Consider the following 23,673-nt stretch of genomic DNA (forward strand, 5'->3'; position numbering starts at 1 on the left):
GGGGCGACAGCACCCCGGTTCCGCGAGCGTACGCGCGGGGGGGGGCAGCGGCCTGCCCCCGCGCGTCAGCTCTTCTCGGCGACCCCGGCCGAGTCGAACGTCGCCACCTCGTGCATGGCGCGGGCGGCGCTCTGCACCACCGGGAGGGCCAGCAGGGCGCCCGTGCCCTCGCCGAGGCGCAGATCGAGGTCGACCAGGGGGCGCAGGCCCAGCTTGGTGAGCGCCGCGACATGGCCGGGCTCGGCGCTGCGGTGGCCCGCGATGCACGCGGCGAGCGCCTCCGGGGCGATGGCGCGGGCGACGAGAGCGGCCGCTCCGGCGCTCACACCGTCCAGGATCACGGGGGTGCGCAGCGACGCGCCGCCCAGGATCAGTCCGACGAGCGCGGCGTGCTCCAGCCCGCCGACCGCCGCGAGGACGCCGATCGGGTCCTTGGGGTCCGGCTGGTGGAGTTCCAGGGCGCGCCGCACGACGTCGATCTTGCGGGCGTGCATCTCGTCGTTGATGCCGGTGCCGCGGCCGGTGATCTCGCCCGGGTCGGCCTCGGTGTAGATGGAGATGAGGGCGGCCGACACGGTGGTGTTGGCGATGCCCATCTCGCCCGTCAGCAGGGCCTTGTTGCCGGCGGCGACCAGGTCTCGGGCCGTCTCGATGCCCACCTCGACGGCGCGCAGCGCCTCTTCGCGGGACATCGCGGGGCCGGTGGTGAAGTCGTTGGTGCCGGGGCGGATCTTACGGGGCAGCAGACCGGGGGTGCTGGGCAGTTCGCCCGCGACACCGACGTCGACGACGCAGACCTCGGCGCCGACCTGGTTGGCGAAGGCGTTGCACACGGCGCCGCCGCCCAGGAAGTTGGCGACCATCTGCGAGGTGACCTCCTGCGGCCACGCGGTGACGCCCTGGGCGTGCACCCCGTGGTCACCCGCGAAGATCGCGACGGCCGCGGGCTCCGGGATGGGCGGGGGGCACTTGCGGGACAGCCCGCACAGCTGCGCGGAGATGATCTCCAGCATGCCGAGCGCGCCGGAGGGCTTGGTCATGCGCTTCTGCCGCTCCCACGCCTCGCCGAGCGCCTTGGCGTCCAGCGGGCGGATGCCGCGCAGGGTGTCGGCGAGCAGGTCGTGCGGGTCCTCGCCGGGCAGCGCGCGGCGCCCGTACTCCTCCTCGTGCACGACCCACGACAGCGGCCGTCGCTTGGACCAGCCGGCCTGCATCAGCTCGGGCTCGTCGGGGAACTCGTCGACGTAGCCGACGCAGAGGTAGGCGACGACCTCCAGGTGCTCGGGCAGGCCGAGTTCGCGCACCATCTCGCGCTCGTCGAAGAAGCTGACCCAGCCGACGCCGAGGCCTTCGGCGCGGGCGGCGAGCCAGAGGTTCTCGACGGCCAGCGCGGAGGAGTACGGGGCCATCTGCGGCTGGGTGTGCCGGCCGAGGGTGTGCCGGCCGCCGCGGGTGGGGTCGGCGGTGACGACGATGTTGACGGGCGTGTCGAGGATGGCCTCGATCTTCAGTTCCTTGAACTGCTTGGCGCGCCCCTTCGGGAGCGACTTCGCGTACGCGTCGCGCTGCCGGGCCGCCAGCTCGTGCATCGTCTGCCGGGTCTCGGCGGAGCGGATGACGACGAAGTCCCAGGGCTGCGAGTGCCCGACGCTGGGCGCGGTGTGCGCGGCCTCCAGGACGCGCAGCAGCACCTCGTGCGGGATGGGGTCGGTACGGAAGCCCTTGCGGATGTCGCGGCGCTCCCGCATCACGCGGTGCACGGCGGCGCGCTCGGCGTCGCCGTACCCGACGGCGGCGGGCCCGGCCGGCTCGGCGGGGGGCTCCTCGGCGGGCGGGGCCTCCTCGGCGGGGACGGTGTCCTCGGTGCTCTCCCCGGCCGGGGTGCTTTCCCCGGCGGGGGTGCTCTCCTCGGCGGGGGCGGCGGCCTGCTCCTGCGGGGCGGCCTCCGTCCGTACGAGTTCGAGGTGCACGGCGTCGGGGGCCTCGGGGGCCTCTGCGGGGGCGGCCGGGGCCGGGACGGTCTCCGGGGCGGTCGGGAGGTGCACGGCGGCCGAGTCCTGCTGTCCGGTGGTGGCGGGCGCTGCCGCGGGGGCGCCTTCGGGAGCGGCGTGCGGAGGCTCGGCCGGGGCGGCGGCCTCGGCGGCGTCAGGGACGGGAGCGTCGGCCGGGGCCTGCGGCTCGGGCTGCGCGGGGGCGGCCTCGGGCGCGGTCTCGGGCGCGGTCTCGGCGGTGACCGGCGGGACGGCCGCCGCCGGGGCGGCCTGCTGTACGGGCTCGGCGGGTGCCGGGGCGACGGGGGCCGTGTCCTGCTGAACGGGCGCGGCCGGGGCGGTCTCGGCGGGGGGCGTCACGACCGGGCCCTGGGGCGTGGCGTCGGTGACGGCCTGGACCGGCTGCGCCGACGGCTCGCTCTCGGCGGCCCGCTGGTGGACGTCCGTCGTCTCCTCCGGCGTGGCCGGCGTGGCGTCGGCGACCGGCGCCACGGGGGCGGCCGGCTGCGGGGCGGCGGCCGGGGCGGCCGGCTGCTCCTGCGGGGCGGCCTCGGCGACGACCGGCTCGGCGGCCGGGGCGGGCTCCTGGGGAGCGGCGTCGACGACAGCGGCGTCAACGGGAGGGGCAGCGACGGGTGCCTCGGCCGGGGCGCTCTGCTCGGGCTGCGCGGGGGCGGCCTCGGGCGCGGCTTCGGCGGTGACGGGCGGGGCGGGCGTCACGGCCGGGGCCTGCGGCTCGGCTGCGACGGCGACTGCGCCATCGGCGGCGACCGGCGCGGTGGTCTGCGCCTCGGGGACCGGGGCGCCCGCGACGGGTGCGGATGCTTCGGCTGCCGTCGCCGGAACGACCGGCGCAGTCGGCTCCGCTTCCGCGGCGGCTGCCGCCTCGGCCACCGGCTGTGCGGCGACTGCGGCGTCAGGGGCCTCGGCGGGGGGTGAGACGACGTCAGCTCCGGGGGCGGCGGCCTGCGCCGGTACGGAGACAGCGTCAGGCGCCGGCACCGAGGCGGGCTGCGCGGGGTCCGCGACGGCCGTGACCGGCTGCGGATCGGCGGCGACGGGCGGGGCGTCGGGGGTGGCCGGCGCGGCCGCGGGCTGGACGGCATCGGTGGCCGGCGGCACCACGTCGGGCGCGGCCGGCGGCACCGGCTCCTGCTGCTCGTCGGCGGGCGCGGCGGCCACGGGTGCCACAGGGGCCACGGCAGCGTCCTGCGGGCCCACGGGGGCGGCTCCCTCGCCGCCAACGGGCTCGACGGGCGCCACAGTCTCGGCGGGTGCCACAGCCTCGGCGGGCACGGCAGGCGCGACCGGCGCGGCGGCCTCGACGGCCGGGGCCGGGGCTACGGGCTGCGCGGCGGCCGGTGACGGCTCATCGGCGACTATCGACTGACCGGGCACCGACACCGGCGCGCTCGGGGCCGGCGCGCTCGGGGGCTGCTCGGAGGGCCCGCCCGTGGCCTGCTGCGGAACGAAGGCGGCCTGCGGGGCAACCGGTGCCGACGGCACGGAAGGAACGGTGGGAACCGCGGACACCGACGGGGCAGCCGGGGCCGCCGGGGCGGGCGCGGGCTGCTGGGGCTGCGGCTGGGTTTGATGCTGGGGCTGAGCGTCCCAAGGGCCCGGCTGCGGCTGCCCGGCGGCCGCCTCCGCACGCGGAACGTCGAGGTACTCGGGGCCCGGCTGCTGGACCGGGACGGGCGCGGGCTGGACCGGCTGGGGTGCCGCCGGGCCGCGGTCGGCGAGGGAGCGCACGACGCCGCCGGTGGGGTCCGGCACGGGCGGACCCATGTGCAGCGGGCGCCGCGAGGGCGTCGCGGGCGGCGGGACGCGGACGTCGCCGTAGTCGACGGAGCCGGTGTCCCGGCCGCCGGACTCGTGCGTACCGCCCTGGACCGCCGGCTGCTCCATCCAGGCGCCCTGGGCGCCCGGCATCAGCAGCAGGTCGTCCTCCTCGGTGCCGTCGGCGGCGTCGAGGAAGGTGTAGGAGGGGTTACCGGTGTCGGCAGGGGCTGCGGCCTCCGCGGGGTGCGGCTGGCCGGTCAGTGCGCCTGCGTTCTCCGGCTGTCCCTCGCCCGGGAACTGGCCGGTGTCGGTCATGCGTACCCCTCGCCCATCGGTAGTGCTCCTTCCAACCGCTCACGCCCATAGTCAAGAACGAGCGTCGGTGCCTCGCGGCACGTTGTACGTCGCCCGCACCCACCCTGCCGTGCGCTCCGCCAAGAAGGGGGTGCGTTCGGGACATTGGTGACTGTGGCGTCGGACACCGGGCGGCGGCACAACGATCCGCCAGCCTACCCTCCGCACAGTCGTCCGAGGTCACGGGTGTGTTCGACGACCACTCAGCAGAAAGGCTACGGCGCGCTCGCGCTCCACCCAGGCGGTTGTGTCCAACTCCACGGATTGGAGCAGCGCGCACTCCACCGCGTAGCCGCCCTCGGCGAGCGCCCGGCCGACGGCCTCGGCCTCGTCGCGGGTCGCCGCGTGCGTCACGATGCGCTCGGGGCGGCGGGCGGCGCAGGCCCTGACGACGGGGGCCCCGCCGCCGCCGATGCGGACGACGTCGGGCTCGGGCAGGTCCTCCAGGACCTGGGGCGCGGTGCCGTGGACGACCTGGAGTTGGACGCCGTAACGGCGGGCGGCCGCGGTGGTGCGGCCGCAGGCGTCGGCGTCGCGGTCCACGGCGAGGACGGCGGCACCGAAGCGGGCGGCCTCGACGGACAGGGCGCCGCTGCCGGAGCCGATGTCCCAGACCAGGTCACCGACGCGCGGGCCGAGCCGGGCGAGTTGAGCGGCGCGCAGTTCGGTGCTCTCGCCCTCGCACCGGCCGCCGCCGTACGCGTCGGTGGGCAGCGCCCAGCCGCGCAGGGCCGGGGGGTAGCCGGGGTCGCGTCCGGCGATCCAGCCGCCCGGGGTCCTCGGCCGGGGGTGTCCGCTGCCCTGGACGGCGCCCTGCGGGGGGCTCGGGGCGGCACCGGAGCCGCCGATGACGATGACGACGTTGGGATCGCGCCAGGCGTGGTCGGCGGCCTTGTCGGAGGTGAGGACGGTGACCCGCTCCCGCGCGGTGCCCAGTTCCTCGCAGATGACGAAGGTGCGGTGGACGTCGCCGAGCAGCAGGGCGAGTTCGGCGGGCCCGGCGCCGGGTGAGGTGAGCACGGCGACCTTGGGGTGGGCGCGGCAGACATTGACGGCGCGCCGCAGGTCACGGGCGTGGGCGACGACGATCTGGGCGTCGTCCCAGGGCATGCCGGCCCGGGCGAAGGCGGTGGCGACGGAGGAGACGGCGGGTACCACCTCGACCTCGAGGCCGTGTTCGGGTGCGCGCAGGGTCCGTACGACGCCGAAGAAGCCGGGGTCGCCGTCGGCGAGGACCACGGCGGAGCCGCGGTGCTGGGCGATGCGGCGGGCGGCGAGGTCGACGCTGCCGAGCCGGACGCGCTCGGCGGTGGGCGGCAGCTCGGGCAGGGCCAGGTGGTGGGCGGCACCGGCCACGAGGGTGGCGGCGGCCAGGGCGGAGCGGGCCGCGTCGGACAGGGGGGAGCCGTCCCACCCGATCACCGTGACCCGGTCGGCCATCGTCGTCAGTCTCCTGGGCTTGTCTCGGGGGTGTGTCGCGGTGCTCGTCGCGGTACTCGTCGCAGGGGCCCGTGGTTGCGCGGGCACGGTGAGAGTACCCCGGCCGGCGCGGACCCAAGGGGTACGGCGGGGTCAGAAAAAGGGAGGCAGAGGGGGGAGAAGAAGGGAGTCGGCTCAGCGCCAGTCGGGGAAGGCGGCGGCGTAGTCGGTGCCGCCGCTGTACTGCTCCTCCATCTCGTCCAGGTCCTCGGGGAGGAGGCTCCAGACGATGAGGTCGGTGCGGATGTCGGTCCAGCCGCCGTCCTCGGTGCGGCTGCGCGCTATGCAGGCGTTGCGCAGGACGCCCTCGCTGATGCAGCCGACCTTCTGGGCCACCTGCTGGGAGGCGGTGTTGTCGGCGGCGGTGCGCAGTTCGAGGCGTTCGAACTTCTGGTCGCGGAAGAGCCACTGGGCGACGGCGACGACCGATTCGCAGGCGTAGCCCTCGCCGCGGGCCCAGGGGGCGACGGCGTAGGCGACCTCGGCGGCCAGGGTGCGCCAGTCGGTGTGGCGCAGGTGCACGACGCCGACGAGGCGGTGGGTGAGGAATTCGGTGACCGCGAAGACGATCCCGCGTCCTTCGGTGCGCTCGGCGGGGGCGCGCACCAGGGCCCAGTCGCGGGCGTCGGCGGTGGTGTAGGGGTGGGGCACGGACGTCCACGCGGTGATGAGCTCGTCGTTCATCATCTCGGCGAGGGCGGGGATGTCCGCGGCGTCGAAGGGGCGCAGCACCAGCCGGTCGGTACTGAGGGAGATGTCCGGAAAGATGGATGTCATGCGCTGCTCCAACGCCGGGGGCGGGTGGGCTCAGGACCGTCTTGAGTGCACCAGCATGCAGCATGTGCACCGTGGTGCGCCAAGCGCCTCGGCCCCGCGCACGCCGTGAGCGTACGCGGGGCCGGAGGTCAGCGGTCGGCGGAGGTTACGGAGCGTCAGCTCTGTGCCTTGCCGAAGGCGGGGAGGACGGCGCCGTTGGAGAACTTCTTCTCGATGAACTTCTTGACGTCGTCGGAGTTGAGGAGCTTGGAGAGCTTCGCGATGCGCGGGTCGGCCTCGTTGCCCTTCTTCACGGCCAGGAAGTTGGCGTAGGGGTTGCCCTCGGCCTTCTCCAGGGCCAGGGCGTCCTTGGCCGGGTTGAGCTTGGCGCCGATGGCGAAGTTGCCGTTGATGACGGCGGCGTCGACGTCGGCCAGGCGGGACGGGACCTGATCGGCCGCCAGCTCGGTGAACTTGACGCCCTTCTTGTCCTTAATGTCGGAGAGCTTGGCGTTGCTGCCGACGCCGTCCTTCAGCTCGATCACGCCGTTGTCGGCGAGGAGCTTGAGGGCGCGGCCCTCGTTGGTGGCGTCGTTGGGCACGGCGACGGTGTTGCCGGACGTGATGTCGGCGACCTTGTCGATCTTCTTGGAGTAGAGGCCGAGCGGCTCGATCTCGACGTTGACGACCGGCACGATGTCGGTCTTGTTCTTCTTGTTGAAGTCGTCGAGGTAGGGCTTGTGCTGGAAGAAGTTGGCGTCGACCTCGCCGTTCTGGGTGGCGGTGTTGGGGAGCACGTAGTCGTTGAACTCCTTCACCTCCAGCTTCAGACCGGCCTTCTCCGCCAGGTTGTCTCTGACGTAGTTGAGGATGTCGGCGTGTGGCGTCGGGCTGGCCGCGACCACGAGGGTGGCCTTGGGGTCGGCGTCCTTCCCCTTCTTCCCCGATCCGCTGGAGGAGGTGTCGGAGGGGGCGCTGCAGGCGCTGAGGCCGAGGGTGAGTGCGGCTGCTGCGGCGACGCCGGCGGTGAGCTTGATGGTGGTACGCACGAAGAGTGCCCCTATCTGGTGTTTCTCGGGTTCACGAGGTGTTGCCGCCCGGCAAAGGGTCCGGGCTCGTGGGTTCGGTGGGGGGTATCGGCCCCGGCGGTCAGCGGGTCTTGGTGAGAGCGGCCGCTTCGGCGGTGGCGGGCTCCGGCGTGGGGGCCGGTGCGGCGGGCTTGACGGAGGGGGCCCACAGCCTGCGCAGGCCGACGGCCGACGGCTGGGCGCCACCGCGTCGGGCGAGGCGGCGTACGGCCAGGTCACCGGCGAGCTGCACGACGGTCACGATGACGATGAGCAGCACGATGGTGATGTTCATCAGATCGGTCTCGTGGCGTTGGAAGCCGTAGGCGATGGCGAGGTTGCCCAGGCCGCCGCCGCCGACCGCGCCGGCCATCGCGGAGTAGCCGATAAGGGCGATGACCGTGGTGGTCAGGCCCGCGATGAGCGAGGGCAGGGCCTGCGGCAGCAGCACCTTGAGGACGACGGTCCAGGTGCCGCCGCCCATCGACTGCACGGCTTCCACCAGGCCCTTGTCGACCTCGCGGACCGCGGTTTCCACCAGGCGGGCGAAGAAGGGGACGGCGCCGACAGCGAGGGCGACCACGGCGGCGCTGGGGCCGATGGAGGTGCCGACGATCAGGCGGCTGAAGGGGATCAGCCAAACCAGGAGGATGATGAAGGGCAGCGAGCGGCCGAGGTTGACGACCACGCCGATGACCTTGTTCACCACGACGTTCTGGAGCAGAGCGCCTCGGTCGGTGAGGACGAGCAGCAGGCCCAGCGGCAGGCCGCCGATGACGGAGTAGACCGTGGACCACCACACCATGAAGAGGGTGTCCAGACACGCGTCGTGCAGCAGGGGCTGCATCTCGGACCAGGTCACTTGGCACCTTCCTTGAGGAGCGCGTCGGCCGGGGCCGGCGAGGGGACGGTGGCGGAGGCGGTGTCCCCGTGGGGGGCGACCTCGACCTGGAGGCCCTGCTCGCGCAGGAAGCCGATCGGGACGACGTTCTCCTCGAAGCGGCCGGGCAGCTCGATGCGCATCCGGCCGACCTGCTTGCCGGCGACGGTGTCCATCGCGGCGCCCAGGATCGAGATGTCGATGTTGTACGTGCGGGACAGCTGGGAGATGACCGGCTGGGTCGCGGCGTCGCCGTGGAAGGTGACGTCCACGACGGTACGGTCGGGGCCGGAGGGCTCGCCGCCGACGGGGAAGAGTTCCGCGGCGAGCTCGGAGCCGGGGGTGGCGAGCAGCTCGGAGACGGTGCCGGACTCCACGACGCGGCCGCCCTTCATCAGGGCCGCGGAGTCGCAGATGGTCTTGACGACGTCCATCTCGTGGGTGATGAGGAGGACGGTCAGACCGAGATGCTCATTGAGGTCGCGCAGCAGTTGGAGGATGGAGCGGGTGGTCTCCGGGTCGAGCGCGGAGGTCGACTCGTCGGAGAGCAGCACCTTGGGGTCGCCGGCGAGGGCGCGGGCGATGCCGACGCGCTGCTTCTGGCCACCGGAGAGCTGGCCGGGGTAGGCCTTGGCCTTGTCGGCGAGGCCGACGAGGTCGAGGAGTTCGAGGGCCTTGCGGCTGCGCTCCTTGCCGGAGAGGCCGAGGATCTCGAGCGGCAGCTCGATGTTGGCCTGCACGGTCCGCGAGGAGAGCAGATTGAAGTGCTGGAAGACCATGCCGATGTGGCTGCGCGCCTGGCGCAGTGCCTTCCCCGCGCGGGGACCGCGGCCGGCGAGGGCCGTGAGGTCCTGGCCGTCGACGGTGACCGTGCCGGAGCTGGGGCGCTCCAGGAGGTTGACGCAGCGGATGAGGGTCGACTTTCCGGCGCCGCTCTGGCCGACGACGCCGTATACCTCGCCCTCGCGCACATGCAGATCGACGCCGTCGAGGGCGGTGACCTCGCGGCCGCGTGAGCGGTAGACCTTTGTCAGGCCCGTAGTGGTGATCACAGGGGATTCCGTCACTGTCGAGTGCGCGGTGGCGGTGCCACCGGGCACGGGCATTCATTGCGGAACGCGGCATGGGAAGTACCCGGCGGGCGCGGTCGGGCGCGGCTTCGGGATTCCTGGTGACGCGGGGCGGAGCGGTCCGGTCCGGCGGCGGTGCCGGTCGCGGGGCTCACAGGGTCTCGCTTCGGGGCGCGAGGCACAGAACGGGGGCCCTCAGCGGTCACACATTCGACACATGCAAGCAGCACCGGGCGTGGTCATCGCCTCGGTCGCAAGGGTGCGGCTGCTCGTCGTGGTCATGCGGGCCAGTAAAACAGAAGGACGTGCGAGTCGAACAAGCTTGTCCGAATACTGGACGGGATTGTTCGAGGGGCGGACGGATCCGGGATTTGTTCCCCACCTTCGCCACGATCTTCGGCGGTCGTCCGTCCAACGGCTGTGGCCTGCGCGAATACCGCCGGTAAGGCCTTGTCGGAAAGCCGTCCACCGGCGGCTGCGGGCCCTTGGGGTGTGGCACAGGCCACGGTACTCCGCGCCGCCGTGCGGGCCCTCGCGGCGTCGCGGCGGCGGCCTCGGGCGCGCGTCGGCCCGGGGCCGCGCGCGGTGGCCCCGCGTCCGCCGATTAAAGTCGTCCCATGCTTGTCCAGCCCCCTCCGCCCGTCCGCGCCGCAGCCCGGAGGCCCCGGTGATCGACGCGCTGACGCTCGCGGTCGGCCTGGCCGCCCTCGCACTGGCCGCCTGGTGCGGCTTCGCGTTCTCCCGCGATCAGTCCACCAAGGACTGGCACTTCATCGGCATGGCCGTGGTGTCCCTCCTGGCGCTCGTCCAGCTCGTCGTCGGCGTGGTGCGGCTGGCCGGTGGCGACGAGCCCGAACAGGGCACGGCGATCTTCCTCGCCTATCTGCTCGGCTCGGCGGCCGCCGTACCGGCCGCGGGCTTCATGTCGCTGGCCGAGCGGACCCGCTGGGGCTCGGCGACCGTCTCGGCGGGTGCCGTGATCCTCGCGGTGCTGGAAGTACGGCTGTACGACATCTGGGGAGGCTGACCGTGTCCGAACCCGTGAAGGTGCGCGAAGGCGCCGCCGGCGCGTCCGGTGACAAGCCCGGCTTCGACCTCGGCAGCGGCCCGGGCCGGCTGCTCGTCTGGCTCTACGGGGTGTTCACCGTCGCGGCGGCGTCCCGCTCCGTCGTGCAGATGATCCTGGACTTCGGCCGGGCGCCGCTCGCCTACGTCCTGTCCGCCATCGCCGCGGTGGTGTACGCCTTCATCACGTACTCCCTGGTGCGCGGCGGCGAGACGGCCCGCAGGGCGGCGCTGGTGTGCTGCGCCGCCGAGCTGGCCGGTGTCCTCGTCGTCGGCACCTGGACGCTCGCCGAACCGTCCGCCTTCCCCGACGCGACGGTCTGGTCGGACTACGGCATGGGCTATCTCTTCATCCCGGTGATCCTGCCCGTGACGGCGATGATCTGGCTGCGTCGGACGGCTGTCAGCCGCTGAGCCCAGCCGCATCAAGCCCGTCCGGCGATTGAGGACGCGCCCGCAGGGCGCCCGCCGCCCCGGATGCGGCTTACGCGCTCGGAACGTAGACGGATTCCGGTACGTCCGCCGCGCGAACGGTCTTCTCGAGAGTCACCAGGGTGAGTTTCCGGGTGATCTGCTCGGTGCCGGTCTGGGCGTAGCCCCACTTGCGGTACAGACGCAGGTTTCCCTCGCTGCGCTGACCGGTGGCGAGGCGGTACAGACGTGCCGAGCACTCCCCCGCCAGCCGCTCCTCGAGCGCGCCGAGCAGCCGGCCGCCCAGGCCGTGCCGCCGCATCCGCGGATGCACGATGAGCCCCGTGATCACGGCCGTGCCCTGTCCGTCGACCGTGCCGCGCACCGACCCGACGACCTCCTCGCCCAGCCGGGCCACCAGCACACAGCCGCTGCCCAGTTCGGCGCGGAGCGCGTCGAGGCTCTGCGTCAGAGGTTCGAGGGAGTAGTCGCCGTACAGCTCGGCTTCGCTCTGGTAGCAGAGGTACTGGAGTTTGAAGATCTGCTCGGCATCGTGCTCGGTCGCCGCAGAGATGGTCACGCTCATGCCCATGTGCGCATGCCTCCCCTTTTCGGTTCGGTCCGCTCTGACAGGAGCCGCCGCGGTGCACGTCGCCTCCGTGACGTCGGCTGTCTAACGCTCCTTTCCCCCGCGTTCAGGAGCCGCAACCTCCGCCATGAGCATTCTGCGCAGGCATCCCAGGCATCGGGAACGCACCGGCCCCAAAGATCCTTGTGAGATACCCAACTCCCCTGCGATTTCCCGGTAGGTCGGGTCGTTTCCGGACAGCAGCGCGCTCAGCAGCCGGGGGCACCGGCCGGGCAGCCGCCGCACGGCGGCGCGCAGTTCGCGGCCCGTCTCGGCGGCGAGCACCTCCTGCTCGACGCGGGACCCGGCGCGGGCCGGAGCGGGCTCGGCGTCGAGCAGGAGGGAATCGGCGCCGGTGGGGTCGTACGGCACCTCGTGCCGGGCGCGGCGGCGCGCGGCGCGGGCCTCGGCCCGTACCGCGGCGCGTAACCGCGCGGCGGCTCCCCCGCCACGGCCGAGCAGGGACGGGCCGCGGCGGCCCTCGCTCAGCAGCCGCACCCAGACGCCCTGTTCGAGGTCGGCCGCGTCCACCCCGGCCGCCGGTGCCTCCGCCGCGCACTCCGCCGCCAGCAGCGGGCGCAGCGAGGTCAGAAGATCGTTCGGTGTCATGCCGGGCGGGACGTGCCGCGCCTTCCGCCGGTTTCCGGGGACGGGCCGCCGCCACTCGTACGAGTGGGTTTACCGAACGGGAAAGGAATGGTTCGCGGCGCGGGCGCCCGGCGCGAGAGGCCGGTGCGGCCCGGCCCGGCGCGGGGACGGGCGTACGCCGTGGCGCCGCCCGCCCCCGCACCGGGGCGGTGCCGTCCGTTGACGGGGGTCACCCCCCCGGCGGACTTCCCGCCGGTGAAGGGGGTCAGCCCTTGACGAAGTCGGCCCGCGCGAGGGCCGCGGTGTCGCAGTTGTCCGAGAAGATGCCGTCGATACCGGTGGCGAAGTAGGTCTTGAACGCGCCGAAGACGTCGCCGTAGGCGTTGGGGTCCGTGCCGCGGCGGAAGTCGGCGGGCAGGAAGCTGTTCTCGTTGCGCATCGTGTAGGGGTGCAGGATCAGCCCGGCGGTGTGCGCGTCACGGACGAGGGTGGTGGGCTTGGTGAGCTTGTCGTTCTTGTCCCGGGGGATGATCAGGTTCAGCCACGGGCCGATGCCCTGGGCGAAGCCGCTGACCCACTTCAGGCCCTTGGGCGTGATGAGGTCGGCGACCGTGCGCGGGTCCTTGGCCTCGACGAAGTCCCAGGGGCGGGTGTTCAGGTCGTCCAGCAGGAGCACCTTGGGGCAGTCGACGCCGAGCCGGTTCAGCCGCTGGAGGCTGCCGGGCTCGAACGACTGCAGGAAGGTGTGGCTGTTGCGCCCGGAGCGCCGGTAGCGGCGCAGCAGCTTGGCGAGGCGCTCCTCCAGGCCGAGGCCGGCCTTGCGGAAGTACGTGGGGTGCTTGGTCTCTATGTGCAGCCAGATCCGGTGGCCGCGCTTGCGGCCCTGCTCGTCGGCCCACTTCAGGACCTCTTCGAGGGTGGGCACCTGCCAGCGGCCGTCGTAGAGGGTGTTGTGCCCGCGGGTGCCGGGGATGCGCTCCTTGGCGCGCAGCGTCTTCAGCTCGGCGAGGGTGAAGTCCTCGGTGAACCAGCCGGTGTGCGCCTCGCCGTCGACGGTCTTGGTGGTCTTGCGGGACGCGAACTCCGGGCGGGAGGCGACATCGGTGGTGCCGGTGATGTCGTTCTCGTGGCGGCAGACGAGGTGCCCGTCCTTGGTGGGGACGACGTCCTGCTCGATGACGTCCGCGCCGTTGTCGAGGGCGAACTGGTAGGAGCCGAGGGTGTGCTCGGGCCGGTAGCCGCTGCCGCCGCGGTGACCGATGACGGTCGGCTTCGGCAGGTCCTTGTACGAGCCGCCGTGGCCGGCGTGGCCCTCGTGGCCCGTGCCGCCGGGCGCCGCCACCGCCGGGGCCGCACCGCCGCCCGCGACGACTGCTCCGGCGCCGAGGGCCGCGGCGGCCCCCAGCAGCGTGCGCCTGCCCGGCCGCTGCTCCTGCTGCATGAACACTCCTCGTTGTGCATTCGTCCGGCACCTGTCCGGCACCTGTCAGACGCGCCGATCGTAGACACGTACGACTGTCATAGGGAAAGACGGGGCGGGAACGGGGTGGAAACTCACGTCAACGCTGTGTATCCAGTCCGTGAACCCGGTGTGCGCGGAAGGCGTACCCGCGAGTATCGTCCTCACCTGCGCAGGCATGCGCCACACCGAACATCACGACCGGAGGGCCCGTTGTCCCGCATCTTGCTCAAGGCGTTTCTCGGATTGCTCATGCGCGTCCTGTACCGCCCGAAGGTGGAGGGCGTGGAGCACATCGCCGAGAACGGTCCGGTGATCCTGGCCGGAAACCACGTCACCTTCGTGGACTCCTTGTTCCTCGCGCTGGTCCTCAAGCGGCAGGTCTTCTTCATCGGCAAGGACGAGTACGTCACGGGCAAGGGCGTCAAGGGCCGGCTGATGGCGTGGTTCTTCACCTCGTCCGGCATGATCCCGGTGGACCGTGACGGCGGCCGCGGTGGCGCCGCGGCGCTGATGACGGGCAACCGCGTCCTGCAGGAGGGCAAGGTCTTCGCCATCTACCCGGAGGGCACCCGCTCCCCCGACGGCCGTCTCTACCGCGGTCGCACCGGTATCGCGCGCCTCGCGCTGATGACGGGCGCGCCGGTGGTCCCGTTCGCGATGGTCGGCACCGAGAAGGTCCAGCCGAACGGCAAGGGCCTGCCCCGGATCGCGCCGGTGACCGTGCGCTTCGGCGAGCCGCTGGACTTCTCCCGCTACGAGGGCATGGACCGCGACCGCTACGTCCTGCGGGCCGTCACCGACGAGGTCATGAGCGACGTCATGCGGCTGTCGGGCCAGGAGTACGTCGACATGTACGCGACCAAGGCGCGGCAGGTCGCCTGACGGCGGCGAGCGCCGCGCGGGCGCGCCTCGAACGCCGGACGGGCTGCGATCAGCCCGTCCGGCGTTTGTGTTCTACGCCCCGCCGAGGCAGCGCGGCTGGAAGCCCGGGTCGGCCGGGCCCTTGCGGGCCAGGGCGGCGAGCACCCACTGGGCGACGACCGGGTCCTTGGTCGCCTGGTCGTGCATGTAGAGGTCGAGCGGGCACTTGTCCTGGAGCACGACGTTGGTGAGGTGCTCCTTGTCCCCGCTGAGCAGCGCGCTCGTATACGGGATGACGACCTCGTCGTAGCGCGTGGTGATGACCGTGTAGTCGGGTCCGGCCGGGGTCTCGTCACCGGCGTTGAGCTTCTGCAGCAGTTCGGAGCCGGCCTGCTGGTCCACGCAGGACGGGCAGAAGGTCCAGCCCGCGGGGATGGCGAGGGGGTTCTTCGTGCCGTGGTTGGAGGGGACGATGCCGACGAGGTCGTCGACCTTGTCGGCGCCGCCGAGGAACTTCACGTAGTAGCGCGGCAGCATGCCGCCCTGGCTGTGGCCGACGATGTCGACCTTCGCGGCCCCCGTCGCGCCGCGCACGGCCTCGACGAAGTCCCGCAGTTCGGCGGCCGACTGCGGGATCGGGTCGGTCTCGAAGTGCCCGTAGTTGAAGGCGAAGACGCAGTAACCCGCCTCCTTCAGCTTGGGCGAGAGCTTGGACCAGTTCTCCGCCATCAGCTTGAACGTGCCGTTGACCAGCACGACGGGCTGCGGGTGGGCCGAATCCGGCTTGCAGGTCCAGTCGTTGGCGCCGCCGGGCGGGGTGTCGAGCACCGACGCGGCGGCCGGGGCCGAGAGACCGGTGAGGCCGAGCGCGGCGGTGGCCGCGGCGGCGATCAGGAACCGGACTGTTCTACGCAGACGCATGGGGGGATTCCTTCGAGGCACGGGACTCTCGTCCGGACGTCGTCGTCCGGACACACCAGACGAACGCTGTTCGGCAATACCGACCGGTAACCACGATGTTTCCGCGCGCATAAGGACCCCGTCAAGACGCTTTTGTTCACGAAAACGTCACGCGGACCGGAGCATGTTGCTCCGGTCCGCGTGACGGTCCGCGTGTGTTCCGCGTGACGGTTCGCGTCACGCTCCGCGTGATGTCCCGGCTCCGCCGGGCGGCCTCAGTGCCCGCCGCCCTCCAGCCGCTGCCCGCGCAGCAGGAACCAGGCGGCGACCGCCGTCGCCAGCAGGACCACCGCCCCGACGCCGGAGGCGATCTGCAGCCCGTCGACGAAGGCGTCCTGGGCCGAGGCGAGCAGAGCCCCGCCCGTGTCCGCCGGGAGATCGGCGGCCACCTCGACCGCGCCGCCCAGGGACTCGTGGGCCTCGGTCGCCGCGGCGGCCGGGACGCCCTCGGGGGTGGCGAAGTCCGAGTAGACGCCGGTGACGACCGAGCCGAGGAGGGCGATACCGAGGGCGGCGCCGAGCTCGTAGGCCGTCTCGGAGACCGCCGAGGCCGCGCCCGCCTGCTCCTTGGGCACGCTGGAGAGGATCACGTCGGCGGTGACGGTGAAGGAGAAGCCCGCGCCGACACCGACGAGCAGCAGCACCGCACCGAGGATCGGATAGGCCGTGTCGGCCTGCAGCCACACGAGCACGGCGAGGGAGAGGCCGATGGCGCCGAGCCCGCCCGCCACCACGGACCGCACGGAGTAGCGCCGGGCCACCCTGCCCGCGAGCAGACCCGCGGTGACCGCGCCGACGGCCGCCGGCAGCTCCGCGAGACCCGCCTCCAGCGGGTCACGGCCCTGGACCAGCTGCAGGAACTGCGAGAGGAAGAAGACCAGCCCGGAGAGGCCGAGGATCGTCAGCAGATCGGCGAGGACCGCCCCGGAGAAGCCCCGGTGGTGGAAGAGCCGCATGTCCAGCAGCGGAGAGGGCAGGGTGAGCTGGCGGCGGACGAACCACACCAGCGCCAGCGCGCCGACGGCAGCCGCGAGGAGGACGTACCAGTGGAGGCCGTTCGCCGCCCCCTCCTTGATCGCGAAGACGACCGCCACGATGCCGATCATCGACAGGGCGACACTGGGCAGGTCCCACGGGCCGGGCGAGGGGTCGCGCGACTCGGGCAGCAGCTTGATGCCGACGAGGACGAGGACGGCCATGACCGGCAGGTTGATCAGGAAGACCGACCCCCACCAGAAGTGCTGCAGCAGGAAGCCGCCCACGACCGGGCCCACGGCCGCTCCCGCGGAGGCCATCGCACCCCAGATGCCGATGGCGAAGCTGCGTTCCTTGGGGTCGTGGAAGATATTGCGGATGAGGGCGAGGGTGGAGGGCATCAGCGTCGCGCCCGCCACGCCCAGCAGGGCGCGGGCGACGATCATCATCTCCGGGCTCGTCGCGTAGGCGTTGAGCACCGACACCGCGCCGAACGCCACGGAGCCGGTCAGCAGCAGCTTCTTGCGCCCGATGCGGTCACCGAGGCTGCCCATGGAGACCAGGAGCCCGGCGATGACGAAGGAGTAGATGTCGCCGATCCACAGCAGCTGGGTGCCCGACGGACGCAGGTCCTCACTGAGGAAGGGCGTCGCGAGACCGAGGACGGTCGCGTCGATGGCGACGAGCAGGACGGCGAGAACGAGGACGGTGAGCGCGAGCCAGCGCCCGGGACGCGGCGCTTCGGACTGCGGGCCGCCGCTGGGGCTGCCGGTAGGGCTCTCGGTAGGGCCGGTCACTGTTTCATCCTCCGCTGCGCGCCCCCGAGCAGCAGCTCGGCGACCATGCGGGTGCGGTCCTTGGCGGCCACCCGGCCGTCCTGTACGGCCCAGGCCCCGGCCCCGATCAGCCCGTAGAGCGCCTCGGTGAGCCAGGCGGGTGACAGCTCCAGCCGGAAGGCGCCCTCCTCCTGGCCCCGTTGGAAGAGGCCCGTGACGCGGGCGTCGAGCCGGTTCCAGCCCTCGTTGAGGCCGGCCTCGTAGAGCTGGTTCTCGGTGTAGAGGAAGGCCATGATCCCGGCGACCGGTTCGGTGGCCGCGATGAGCCGGCGCAGGGCCTCGGCCGCGTCGCCCTCCTCGGTCCGGGCCTCGTCCAGGGCCCGCTCGAACTGCTCGATGCCCAGGTCCTCCAGGGCCCGCACGAGCGCGTCGCGCCCGGCGAAGTGGCGGTGGAGGGTGGCGCGGCTGATTCCGGCCGCCTTGGCGATCTCGTCCATCGAGGCGGTCGGCTTGCGGGTGAGCAGGGCGGCCGCCTCGGCGAGCACATGGTCACGGTCGACACTCATGAGACGACGATAACCCGGATGAGACAGAGATGTCTCATCCGGGTGATCGTTGTCTCATGAGGCCCTCGGGGAGCCGGTCGGCGCGGAGGTCAGCCCCGCTTCGCGTCCGCCCATTCCCGCTGGACCACGAGGTCGGCCTTGACCTCGGTCAGCTGGACGGCGACCGCCGACGGCGCCGTGCCGCCCCGGCCGGAGCGCGAGGCGAGCGCGCCGGGGACATTGAGGACCGTGCGGACCTCGGGGGTCAGGTGCGGTGAGATGGCGGCGAACTGCTCGTCGGTCAGCTCGTCCAGCTCGATGCCCCGCGCCTCGCACTCCTTCACACACTCCCCCGCGACCTCGTGCGCCACGCGGAACGGCACGCCCTGCTTGACGAGCCACTCGGCGATGTCGGTGGCCAGCGAGAAACCCGCGGGGGCCAGTTCCGCCATCCGGGCGCGGTTGACGGTGAGGGTCGCCATCATCCCGGTGAAGGCCGGGAGCAGGACCTCCAGCTGGTCGCAGGAGTCGAAGACCGGCTCCTTGTCCTCCTGGAGGTCGCGGTTGTAGGCGAGCGGCAGGGCCTTGAGGGTCGCCAGCAGACCGGTCAGATTGCCGATCAGCCGCCCCGACTTGCCCCGGGCCAGCTCCGCGATGTCCGGGTTCTTCTTCTGCGGCATGATCGAGGAGCCGGTGGAGAAGGCGTCGTGGAGGGTCACGAAGGAGAACTCCTTCGTGTTCCAGATGATGATCTCCTCCGCGATCCGCGACAGATCGATGCCGATCATCGCGGTGATGAAGGCGAACTCGGCGACGAAGTCCCGCGAGGCCGTCCCGTCGATGCTGTTGCCCACCGAACCGCGCTCGAAGCCGAGGTCGGCGGCGACCGCCTCCGGGTCCAGCCCGAGGGAGGACCCGGCGAGCGCGCCCGAGCCGTACGGGGAGACGGCCGTGCGCTCGTCCCACTGCCGCAGCCGCTCGGCGTCCCGGCCCAGCGCCTGGACATGGGCGAGGACGTGGTGGGCGAAGAGCACCGGCTGGGCGTGCTGGAGATGCGTGCGGCCCGGCATGGCGACGTCCGCGTGCGCCTCCGCCAGCCCGACCAGGGCCTCCTGGAGGTCGGTGATCAGACCGCCGATGATCCGGGCGTGGTCGCGCAGATACATCCGGAAGAGCGTGGCGACCTGGTCGTTGCGGGACCGGCCGGCGCGCAGCTTGCCGCCGAGGTCGGGGCCGAGCCGCTCCAGCAGCCCGCGCTCGAGGGCGGTGTGCACGTCCTCGTCGGCGATGGTGCCGACGAAGGTGCCGGCCGCGACATCGGCCTCCAGCAGCCCGAGGCCGTCGAGCATCCGCTGGAGCTCGTCGGCCGTCAGCAGACCGGCCTGGTGCAGCACGCGCGCGTGCGCGCGGGAGCCCGCGATGTCGTACGGCGCCAGACGCCAGTCGAAGTGGACGGACGCGGAGAGCTTGGCGAGGGCCTCGGCGGGTCCGTCCGCGAACCGGCCGCCCCACAGCCGTACGTCGCCGCTGCTGGCGTTGCTCACTTGCTGCTCCTCAAGGCTGGTGGTGTGCGGCCGCCTCCCGGCCAGGGGCGGGGAGGCGGCTGTGGATCACTGCGAAGACAAGGGTGAAAGGTGCGTCGCGGCGCTTAACGCGACCGGTCAGACCAGGTCACGCTTGGCGGCGATCTTCGACGACAGGCCGAAGATCTCGATGAAGCCCTTGGACAGCGACTGGTCGAAGGTGTCGCCCGTGTCGTAGGTGGCGAGGTTGAAGTCGTACAGCGACTGCTCGGACTTCCGGCCGGTGACCACGGCCCGGCCGCCGTGCAGCGTCATCCGGATGTCACCGGTGACGTGCTCGTTGGCCTCGGCGATGAAGCCGTCCAGGGCCCGCTTGAGCGGAGAGAACCACAGGCCGTCGTAGACCAGCTCGCTCCACCGCTGCTCGACCTGCCGCTTGTACCGGGCGAGCTCGCGCTCGACGGTGACGCTCTCCAGCTCCTGGTGCGCGGTGATCAGCGCGATCGCGCCGGGCGCCTCGTAGATCTCGCGGGACTTGATGCCCACCAGCCGGTCCTCGACCATGTCGAGCCGGCCGACGCCCTGCGCACCGGCCCGCTCGTTGAGCTGCTGGATGGCCTGGAGGACGGAGACGGGCTTGCCGTCGATGGCGACCGGGACGCCCTGCTCGAAGGTGATGATCACCTCGTCGGCCTCCCGGGGGGTGGCCGGGTTGGCGGTGTAGTCGTAGACGTCCTCGATCGGCGCGTTCCAGATGTCCTCGAGGAAGCCGGTCTCGACGGCCCGGCCGAAGACGTTCTGGTCGATGGAGTACGGGGACTTCTTGGTGGTCGCGATCGGGAGGTTCTTCTCCTCGCAGAAGGCGATGGCCTTGTCCCGGGTCATGGCGTAGTCGCGGACCGGCGCGATGCACTTGAGCTGCGGGGCGAGGGAGGAGATACCGGCCTCGAACCGCACCTGGTCATTGCCCTTGCCCGTGCAGCCGTGGGCGACCGTGGTCGCGCCGTGCTTCTGGGCGGCGGCGACGAGGTGCTTGACGATCGTCGGCCGGGAGAGGGCGGAGACCAGCGGGTAGCGGTCCATGTAGAGGGCGTTGGCCTTGATCGCCGGGAGGCAGTACTCGTCGGCGAACTCGTCCTTGGCGTCCGCGACCTCCGCCTCGACCGCACCGCACGCGAGCGCGCGCTTGCGGATGACGTCCAGGTCCTCGCCGCCCTGGCCGACATCGACGGCGACGGCGATGACCTCGGCGCCCGTCTCCTCGGCGATCCAGCCGATGGCGACGGAGGTGTCCAGGCCGCCGGAGTAGGCGAGTACGACGCGCTCGGTCACGGGTTTCTCCTTACGGTGCAAACGCTGATGGGCATAAGTATGCACTCCACCGTATGATTCGTCAACGAGGGGCTCGGGAGGGCTGCGACAGGGGCGGTCACGCCTCGGAAGGGCCTGCCGACGGGGGCCGCGAGGGCCGTGCGCGGGCCGTGCGCGGAGGGGTCGGCGACCCGAGTTCGATATTCGACCCGGAACAGGGTATTTTTCTTCTGCGCGCCCGTTCAGGGGAAACCCGCAGACGGGGCGTGCACCGGGACGTGGCGCAGCTTGGTAGCGCACTTGACTGGGGGTCAAGGGGTCGCAGGTTCAAATCCTGTCGTCCCGACGGTGCTGAAGAAGCCTCCGATGTACGGGAAACCGTGCGTCGGGGGCTTTTTTCGTCTGCCCTGTCACTTCCCTGTCACGTCGCGGGGCCGCCCGGGAGGGCGACCGCTTCCGCGAGCAGGTGCCGCATGGTCGCGGCGGCGCTGACCGCGGCGTCCGCGCAGCAGTTGTTGAACAGGACGTGCACCTCTGCTGCCCGGCGGGCGAGCCGTCGTATCCGTTCCGTCCACGGGGCCAGTTCGGCGACCGTGTAGCGATGGCGGAAGCGGTCCTCCTTGCTGCCCGTTCCCCAGGCCTCGGAGCGCCCGTGGAAGCGGACGACCGCCAGACCGGGGTGGGTGACGTCGTCGGTCGGCGGCAGGCCCCCGGGGACGGTCCGCGCGGTGTCGACGGCCACCAGGGCCATGCGGTGGGCGCGCAGTACGCCGAGGGTGCGCGGCAGCTCGTCGGGGACCAGCCACGCGGGGTGGCGGAACTCGACCGCGAGGGGCAGTGCCGGGGCGCGCTCACGGCACGCGGCCAGATGCGCGTGAGCCTCGGGACCCGGCCGCAGCCACGGCGGGAACTGCAGGAGCACACTGCCCAGTCGGCCGGCCTCCCGCAGGGGCCGCAGTGCGCCCGTGAAGCGTTCCCACAGCTCGTCCGTCACCCCGGGCGGGAGGTCGGCGCACGCCAGTCGGCGCTGCGCCGGGCCCGCCGGCCGGAGATCGGCGGGCAGGGCCCCGGCCCGTACGGCGTGACCGGTCAGTGGCGCGAAGGCCTTGACGTCGAAGGTGAACCCCCGGGGCGTCCGCTCCGCCCACAGCCGGCTGTTGCGCGTGCTGGGCAGGCCGTAATACGTCGCGTCGACCTCCACCACGGGGAAGCGGTCCGCGTAGTGCCGCAACCGGCCCTCGGGGTCCCGGGCCCCGGGTGGGTACCAGCCGCTGCTCACGAGAGAGGGGTCCGTCCACGAACACGTGCCCACGAGAATCTTCGCCATGGGCGGACGGCTACCCCGTACCGGCCGCCCCCATCACCGGCCCGGCACGCACCGCTGTCCCGCCGCTCCGCCCGGTCGCCGCCGGAGTATTCCGTGCGGCCGCGGGCATCAGCATGTCCGGGATCCAGCGGGTCCGGTGGACCGCGGAAAGGGGCGGTGGCGATGCGCAGCGTCGGTGTGGAAGAGGAGCTCCTCCTCGTGGCCCCGGACACCGGGAGTCCCCGCGCGGTCGCGGGGACGGTGCTGGAGCGGGCCGGGGACGAGGCGGGCCTGGAGAAGGAGTTGCAGCGGGAACAGCTGGAGACCGCCACCTCGCCGACGACCGACATGACGGTCCTGGCCGCGGAGGTGCGGCAGGGCCGGCGCACGGCGGCGGAGCAGGCGCGGCGTGCCGGTGCGGAGGTCGCGGCGCTGGCCACGTCGCCGCTGCCGGTCGATCCGTCGCTGAGCGCGGGGCGGCGGTACCGGAAGCTGGCGGCGGAGTTCGGGCTGACCGCCCAGGAACAGCTCACCTGCGGTTGCCACGTCCATGTGGGCGTGGAGTCGGACGAGGAGGGGGTCGCGGTCCTGGACCGGATCCGGCCGTGGCTGGCCCCCTTGCTGGCGCTCAGCGCGAACTCCCCTTTCTGGCAGGGCGACGACAGCGGTTACGCCAGTTATCGCAGCCAGGTGTGGGGTCGTTGGCCGTCCGCGGGCCCGGTGGAGGTGTTCGGTTCGGCCGCGGCGTACCACGCGCGGGTGGAGGCACTTCTGGCGACGGAGACGCTTCTCGACCTGGGCATGATCTATTTCGACGCGCGCCTGTCGCGCCACTACCCCACCGTGGAGATCCGGGTGGCGGACGTGTGCCTCGACGCCGAGGACACGGTGTTGATCGCGGCGCTCGCCCGGGCGCTGGTGGAGACGGCGGCCCGTGCGTGGCGTGCGGGTGAACCGCCGGAGCCGGCCACGGTGGGGCTGCTGCGGCTGACGGAATGGCAGGCCGCGAAGTCCGGGGTCTCGGACCGCTTGGTCCATCCGCTGACGTGGACGCCCGCCCCCGCAAAGACGGTGGTACGGGCGCTGGTGACCCATGTCCGCGAAGCCCTCTCGGACGCGGGGGATCTTCAGTGGGTGCGGGAGTCGTCGGAACGGCTGCTGAAGGGGGGCGGCGGGGCCGGCGCGCAGCGCGCGAGCCGCCGCCGCACGGGCGAGCTGGGGGCGGTCGTCGCGGACGCCGTCGCCCGCACCGCCGCCTGACCCGGTGCGGAGGCGGGCGGAACGGGATCCGGTGTGCCGCCTCCGTTGCGGGGACCGCGCGGCCGCGGCAGGGCTCAGCGTTCCTTCTGGGCCAGTCGCAACAGGTGGTCCGCCAGGGCCTGGCCGCCCTTGGGGTCGCGGCTGATGAGCATGACGGTGTCGTCACCGGCGATCGTGCCGATGATCTCGTGGACGCCCGCCTGGTCGATGGCCGAGGCGAAGAACTGGGCGGCCCCGGGCGGGGTGCGCAGGACCACGAGGTTGGCGGACGCCTCCGCCGAGATCAGCAGCTCGGCCGCCAGCCGGCCCATCCGGGCCTCGGTCGCGGACTCACCCAGCGGGGCCCGCGGGGTGCGGTCGCCACCCTCGGAGGGCACGGCGTAGATCAGCTCGCCACCGGTGTTACGGATCTTGACCGCGCCCAGCTCGTCGAGGTCGCGGGAGAGCGTCGCCTGGGTGACGGACAGGCCGTCGTCGGCGAGCAGCCTGGCCAGCTGGCTCTGTGACCGTACGGGTTGCCGGCCGAGGATGTCCACGATCCGGCGGTGGCGGGCGGTGCGGGTCTGCGGTACTGCCTGCCCGCCGTGGAACGGCTCGGGCTCCTGCGCCTCGGTCATCGTCTC

Annotated in this window: 20 protein-coding genes and 1 tRNA gene; 5 read left to right on the forward strand and 16 right to left on the reverse strand. The window is 72.6% G+C overall.

Going from position 1 to position 23,673, the window contains the following annotated elements; genetic code table 11:
• Positions 1 to 65: 65 nt before the first annotated feature.
• From cobT to JO379_RS07105, 6 genes are all read right to left on the reverse strand, one after another.
• On the reverse strand, positions 66 to 4,088 hold the full coding sequence (cobT, locus tag JO379_RS07080; RefSeq protein ID WP_209514360.1) for a nicotinate-nucleotide--dimethylbenzimidazole phosphoribosyltransferase: 4,023 nt from the start codon (positions 4,086 to 4,088) through the stop codon (positions 66 to 68).
• Positions 4,089 to 4,307: 219 nt separating this feature from the next.
• Positions 4,308 to 5,567 carry a precorrin-6y C5,15-methyltransferase (decarboxylating) subunit CbiE gene (gene cbiE / locus JO379_RS07085; RefSeq protein ID WP_130876917.1) on the reverse strand — a complete coding sequence of 420 codons (1,260 nt, stop codon included), beginning with the start codon at positions 5,565 to 5,567 and terminating at the stop codon, positions 4,308 to 4,310.
• A 174-nt stretch (positions 5,568 to 5,741) separates the two neighbouring features.
• Complete coding sequence (locus JO379_RS07090) at positions 5,742 to 6,383, reverse strand: GNAT family N-acetyltransferase (RefSeq protein WP_130876918.1); 642 nt, start codon at positions 6,381 to 6,383, stop codon at positions 5,742 to 5,744.
• A 155-nt stretch (positions 6,384 to 6,538) separates the two neighbouring features.
• Positions 6,539 to 7,411, reverse strand: a complete 873-nt coding sequence (locus JO379_RS07095; RefSeq protein WP_209514362.1) for a MetQ/NlpA family ABC transporter substrate-binding protein — start codon at positions 7,409 to 7,411, stop codon at positions 6,539 to 6,541.
• 100 nt (positions 7,412 to 7,511) lie between these two features.
• A complete protein-coding gene (locus JO379_RS07100; RefSeq protein ID WP_307841915.1) occupies positions 7,512 to 8,291 on the reverse strand; it encodes a methionine ABC transporter permease in 780 nt (259 codons plus the stop codon).
• Positions 8,288 to 9,361, reverse strand: coding sequence for a methionine ABC transporter ATP-binding protein (locus tag JO379_RS07105; RefSeq protein ID WP_209514364.1), 1,074 nt, complete (start codon positions 9,359 to 9,361; stop codon positions 8,288 to 8,290). Before JO379_RS07105 ends, JO379_RS07100 begins: the two co-directional genes overlap by 4 nt.
• A gap of 685 nt (positions 9,362 to 10,046) precedes the next feature.
• Here JO379_RS07105 and JO379_RS07110 point away from each other — a divergent pair.
• Together JO379_RS07110 and JO379_RS07115 are read left to right on the forward strand one after the other, a co-directional pair.
• Positions 10,047 to 10,406, forward strand: a complete 360-nt coding sequence (locus tag JO379_RS07110; RefSeq protein ID WP_130876922.1) for a hypothetical protein — start codon at positions 10,047 to 10,049, stop codon at positions 10,404 to 10,406.
• A 2-nt stretch (positions 10,407 to 10,408) separates the two neighbouring features.
• The gene (locus tag JO379_RS07115) at positions 10,409 to 10,858 is read left to right on the forward strand and encodes a hypothetical protein (protein WP_372449054.1); all 450 of its coding nucleotides are present in this window, start codon (positions 10,409 to 10,411) and stop codon (positions 10,856 to 10,858) included.
• Between the two features lie 70 nt (positions 10,859 to 10,928).
• Here JO379_RS07115 and JO379_RS07120 read toward each other — a convergent pair whose 3' ends face one another.
• From JO379_RS07120 to JO379_RS07130, 3 genes are all read right to left on the reverse strand, one after another.
• Positions 10,929 to 11,447 (reverse strand): GNAT family N-acetyltransferase, encoded by a 519-nt coding sequence (locus JO379_RS07120; protein WP_130876923.1) that lies wholly within the window; start codon positions 11,445 to 11,447, stop codon positions 10,929 to 10,931.
• A gap of 81 nt (positions 11,448 to 11,528) precedes the next feature.
• Positions 11,529 to 12,092 carry a sigma-70 RNA polymerase sigma factor region 4 domain-containing protein gene (locus JO379_RS07125; RefSeq protein WP_130876924.1) on the reverse strand — a complete coding sequence of 188 codons (564 nt, stop codon included), beginning with the start codon at positions 12,090 to 12,092 and terminating at the stop codon, positions 11,529 to 11,531.
• A 244-nt stretch (positions 12,093 to 12,336) separates the two neighbouring features.
• Positions 12,337 to 13,512 (reverse strand): glycerophosphodiester phosphodiesterase, encoded by a 1,176-nt coding sequence (locus tag JO379_RS07130; protein ID WP_130876925.1) that lies wholly within the window; start codon positions 13,510 to 13,512, stop codon positions 12,337 to 12,339.
• Positions 13,513 to 13,743: 231 nt separating this feature from the next.
• On the opposite strand from JO379_RS07130, the gene JO379_RS07135 reads away from it, so the two are divergent.
• Positions 13,744 to 14,415, forward strand: a complete 672-nt coding sequence (locus tag JO379_RS07135) for a lysophospholipid acyltransferase family protein (protein WP_130876926.1) — start codon at positions 13,744 to 13,746, stop codon at positions 14,413 to 14,415.
• Between the two features lie 72 nt (positions 14,416 to 14,487).
• Here the strand turns inward: JO379_RS07135 and JO379_RS07140 are convergent, their stop codons facing one another.
• From JO379_RS07140 to JO379_RS07160, 5 genes are all read right to left on the reverse strand, one after another.
• Entirely contained in the window at positions 14,488 to 15,315 is an 828-nt protein-coding gene (locus JO379_RS07140) for a lipase family protein (protein ID WP_130876927.1), read from the reverse strand.
• Between the two features lie 254 nt (positions 15,316 to 15,569).
• Complete coding sequence (locus JO379_RS07145) at positions 15,570 to 17,126, reverse strand: MFS transporter (RefSeq protein WP_130876928.1); 1,557 nt, start codon at positions 17,124 to 17,126, stop codon at positions 15,570 to 15,572.
• Positions 17,123 to 17,671 carry a TetR/AcrR family transcriptional regulator gene (locus tag JO379_RS07150; RefSeq protein WP_130876929.1) on the reverse strand — a complete coding sequence of 183 codons (549 nt, stop codon included), beginning with the start codon at positions 17,669 to 17,671 and terminating at the stop codon, positions 17,123 to 17,125. Before JO379_RS07150 ends, JO379_RS07145 begins: the two co-directional genes overlap by 4 nt.
• Positions 17,672 to 17,760: 89 nt before the next feature.
• The gene (gene argH / locus JO379_RS07155; RefSeq protein ID WP_209514365.1) at positions 17,761 to 19,194 is read right to left on the reverse strand and encodes an argininosuccinate lyase; all 1,434 of its coding nucleotides are present in this window, start codon (positions 19,192 to 19,194) and stop codon (positions 17,761 to 17,763) included.
• Between the two features lie 117 nt (positions 19,195 to 19,311).
• Positions 19,312 to 20,505 (reverse strand): argininosuccinate synthase, encoded by a 1,194-nt coding sequence (locus JO379_RS07160; RefSeq protein ID WP_209514368.1) that lies wholly within the window; start codon positions 20,503 to 20,505, stop codon positions 19,312 to 19,314.
• Between the two features lie 251 nt (positions 20,506 to 20,756).
• Here JO379_RS07160 and JO379_RS07165 point away from each other — a divergent pair.
• Positions 20,757 to 20,830 (forward strand) — tRNA-Pro (locus JO379_RS07165).
• Between the two features lie 75 nt (positions 20,831 to 20,905).
• On the opposite strand, the gene JO379_RS07170 is transcribed toward JO379_RS07165, so the two are convergent.
• The gene (locus JO379_RS07170; protein WP_130876932.1) at positions 20,906 to 21,811 is read right to left on the reverse strand and encodes a DUF72 domain-containing protein; all 906 of its coding nucleotides are present in this window, start codon (positions 21,809 to 21,811) and stop codon (positions 20,906 to 20,908) included.
• A gap of 162 nt (positions 21,812 to 21,973) precedes the next feature.
• Here JO379_RS07170 and JO379_RS07175 point away from each other — a divergent pair, with 162 nt between their 5' ends.
• Entirely contained in the window at positions 21,974 to 23,050 is a 1,077-nt protein-coding gene (locus JO379_RS07175; protein WP_209514370.1) for a glutamate--cysteine ligase, read from the forward strand.
• A gap of 74 nt (positions 23,051 to 23,124) precedes the next feature.
• Here JO379_RS07175 and JO379_RS07180 read toward each other — a convergent pair whose 3' ends face one another.
• Complete coding sequence (locus JO379_RS07180) at positions 23,125 to 23,667, reverse strand: arginine repressor (protein ID WP_130877078.1); 543 nt, start codon at positions 23,665 to 23,667, stop codon at positions 23,125 to 23,127.
• Positions 23,668 to 23,673: the final 6 nt, after the last annotated feature.

The organism is Streptomyces syringium, assembly GCF_017876625.1.
In the GTDB taxonomy this organism is placed as follows: Bacteria; Actinomycetota; Actinomycetes; order Streptomycetales; family Streptomycetaceae; genus Streptomyces; species Streptomyces syringius.

What these genes read in the sequence shown, in the direction of transcription:
- JO379_RS07175 (WP_209514370.1), top strand. Translation starts at nt 21,974, where the DNA reads ATGCGCAGCGTCGGTGTGGAAGAGGAGCTCCTCCTCGTGGCCCCGGAC.
- cbiE (WP_130876917.1), bottom strand. Translation starts at nt 5,567, where the DNA reads ATGGCCGACCGGGTCACGGTGATCGGGTGGGACGGCTCCCCCCTGTCC.
- JO379_RS07170 (WP_130876932.1), bottom strand. Translation starts at nt 21,811, where the DNA reads ATGGCGAAGATTCTCGTGGGCACGTGTTCGTGGACGGACCCCTCTCTC.
- JO379_RS07140 (WP_130876927.1), bottom strand. Translation starts at nt 15,315, where the DNA reads ATGCGTCTGCGTAGAACAGTCCGGTTCCTGATCGCCGCCGCGGCCACC.
- JO379_RS07150 (WP_130876929.1), bottom strand. Translation starts at nt 17,671, where the DNA reads ATGAGTGTCGACCGTGACCATGTGCTCGCCGAGGCGGCCGCCCTGCTC.
- JO379_RS07180 (WP_130877078.1), bottom strand. Translation starts at nt 23,667, where the DNA reads ATGACCGAGGCGCAGGAGCCCGAGCCGTTCCACGGCGGGCAGGCAGTA.
- JO379_RS07120 (WP_130876923.1), bottom strand. Translation starts at nt 11,447, where the DNA reads ATGGGCATGAGCGTGACCATCTCTGCGGCGACCGAGCACGATGCCGAG.
- JO379_RS07125 (WP_130876924.1), bottom strand. Translation starts at nt 12,092, where the DNA reads ATGACACCGAACGATCTTCTGACCTCGCTGCGCCCGCTGCTGGCGGCG.
- JO379_RS07090 (WP_130876918.1), bottom strand. Translation starts at nt 6,383, where the DNA reads ATGACATCCATCTTTCCGGACATCTCCCTCAGTACCGACCGGCTGGTG.
- JO379_RS07130 (WP_130876925.1), bottom strand. Translation starts at nt 13,512, where the DNA reads ATGCAGCAGGAGCAGCGGCCGGGCAGGCGCACGCTGCTGGGGGCCGCC.
- cobT (WP_209514360.1), bottom strand. Translation starts at nt 4,088, where the DNA reads ATGACCGACACCGGCCAGTTCCCGGGCGAGGGACAGCCGGAGAACGCA.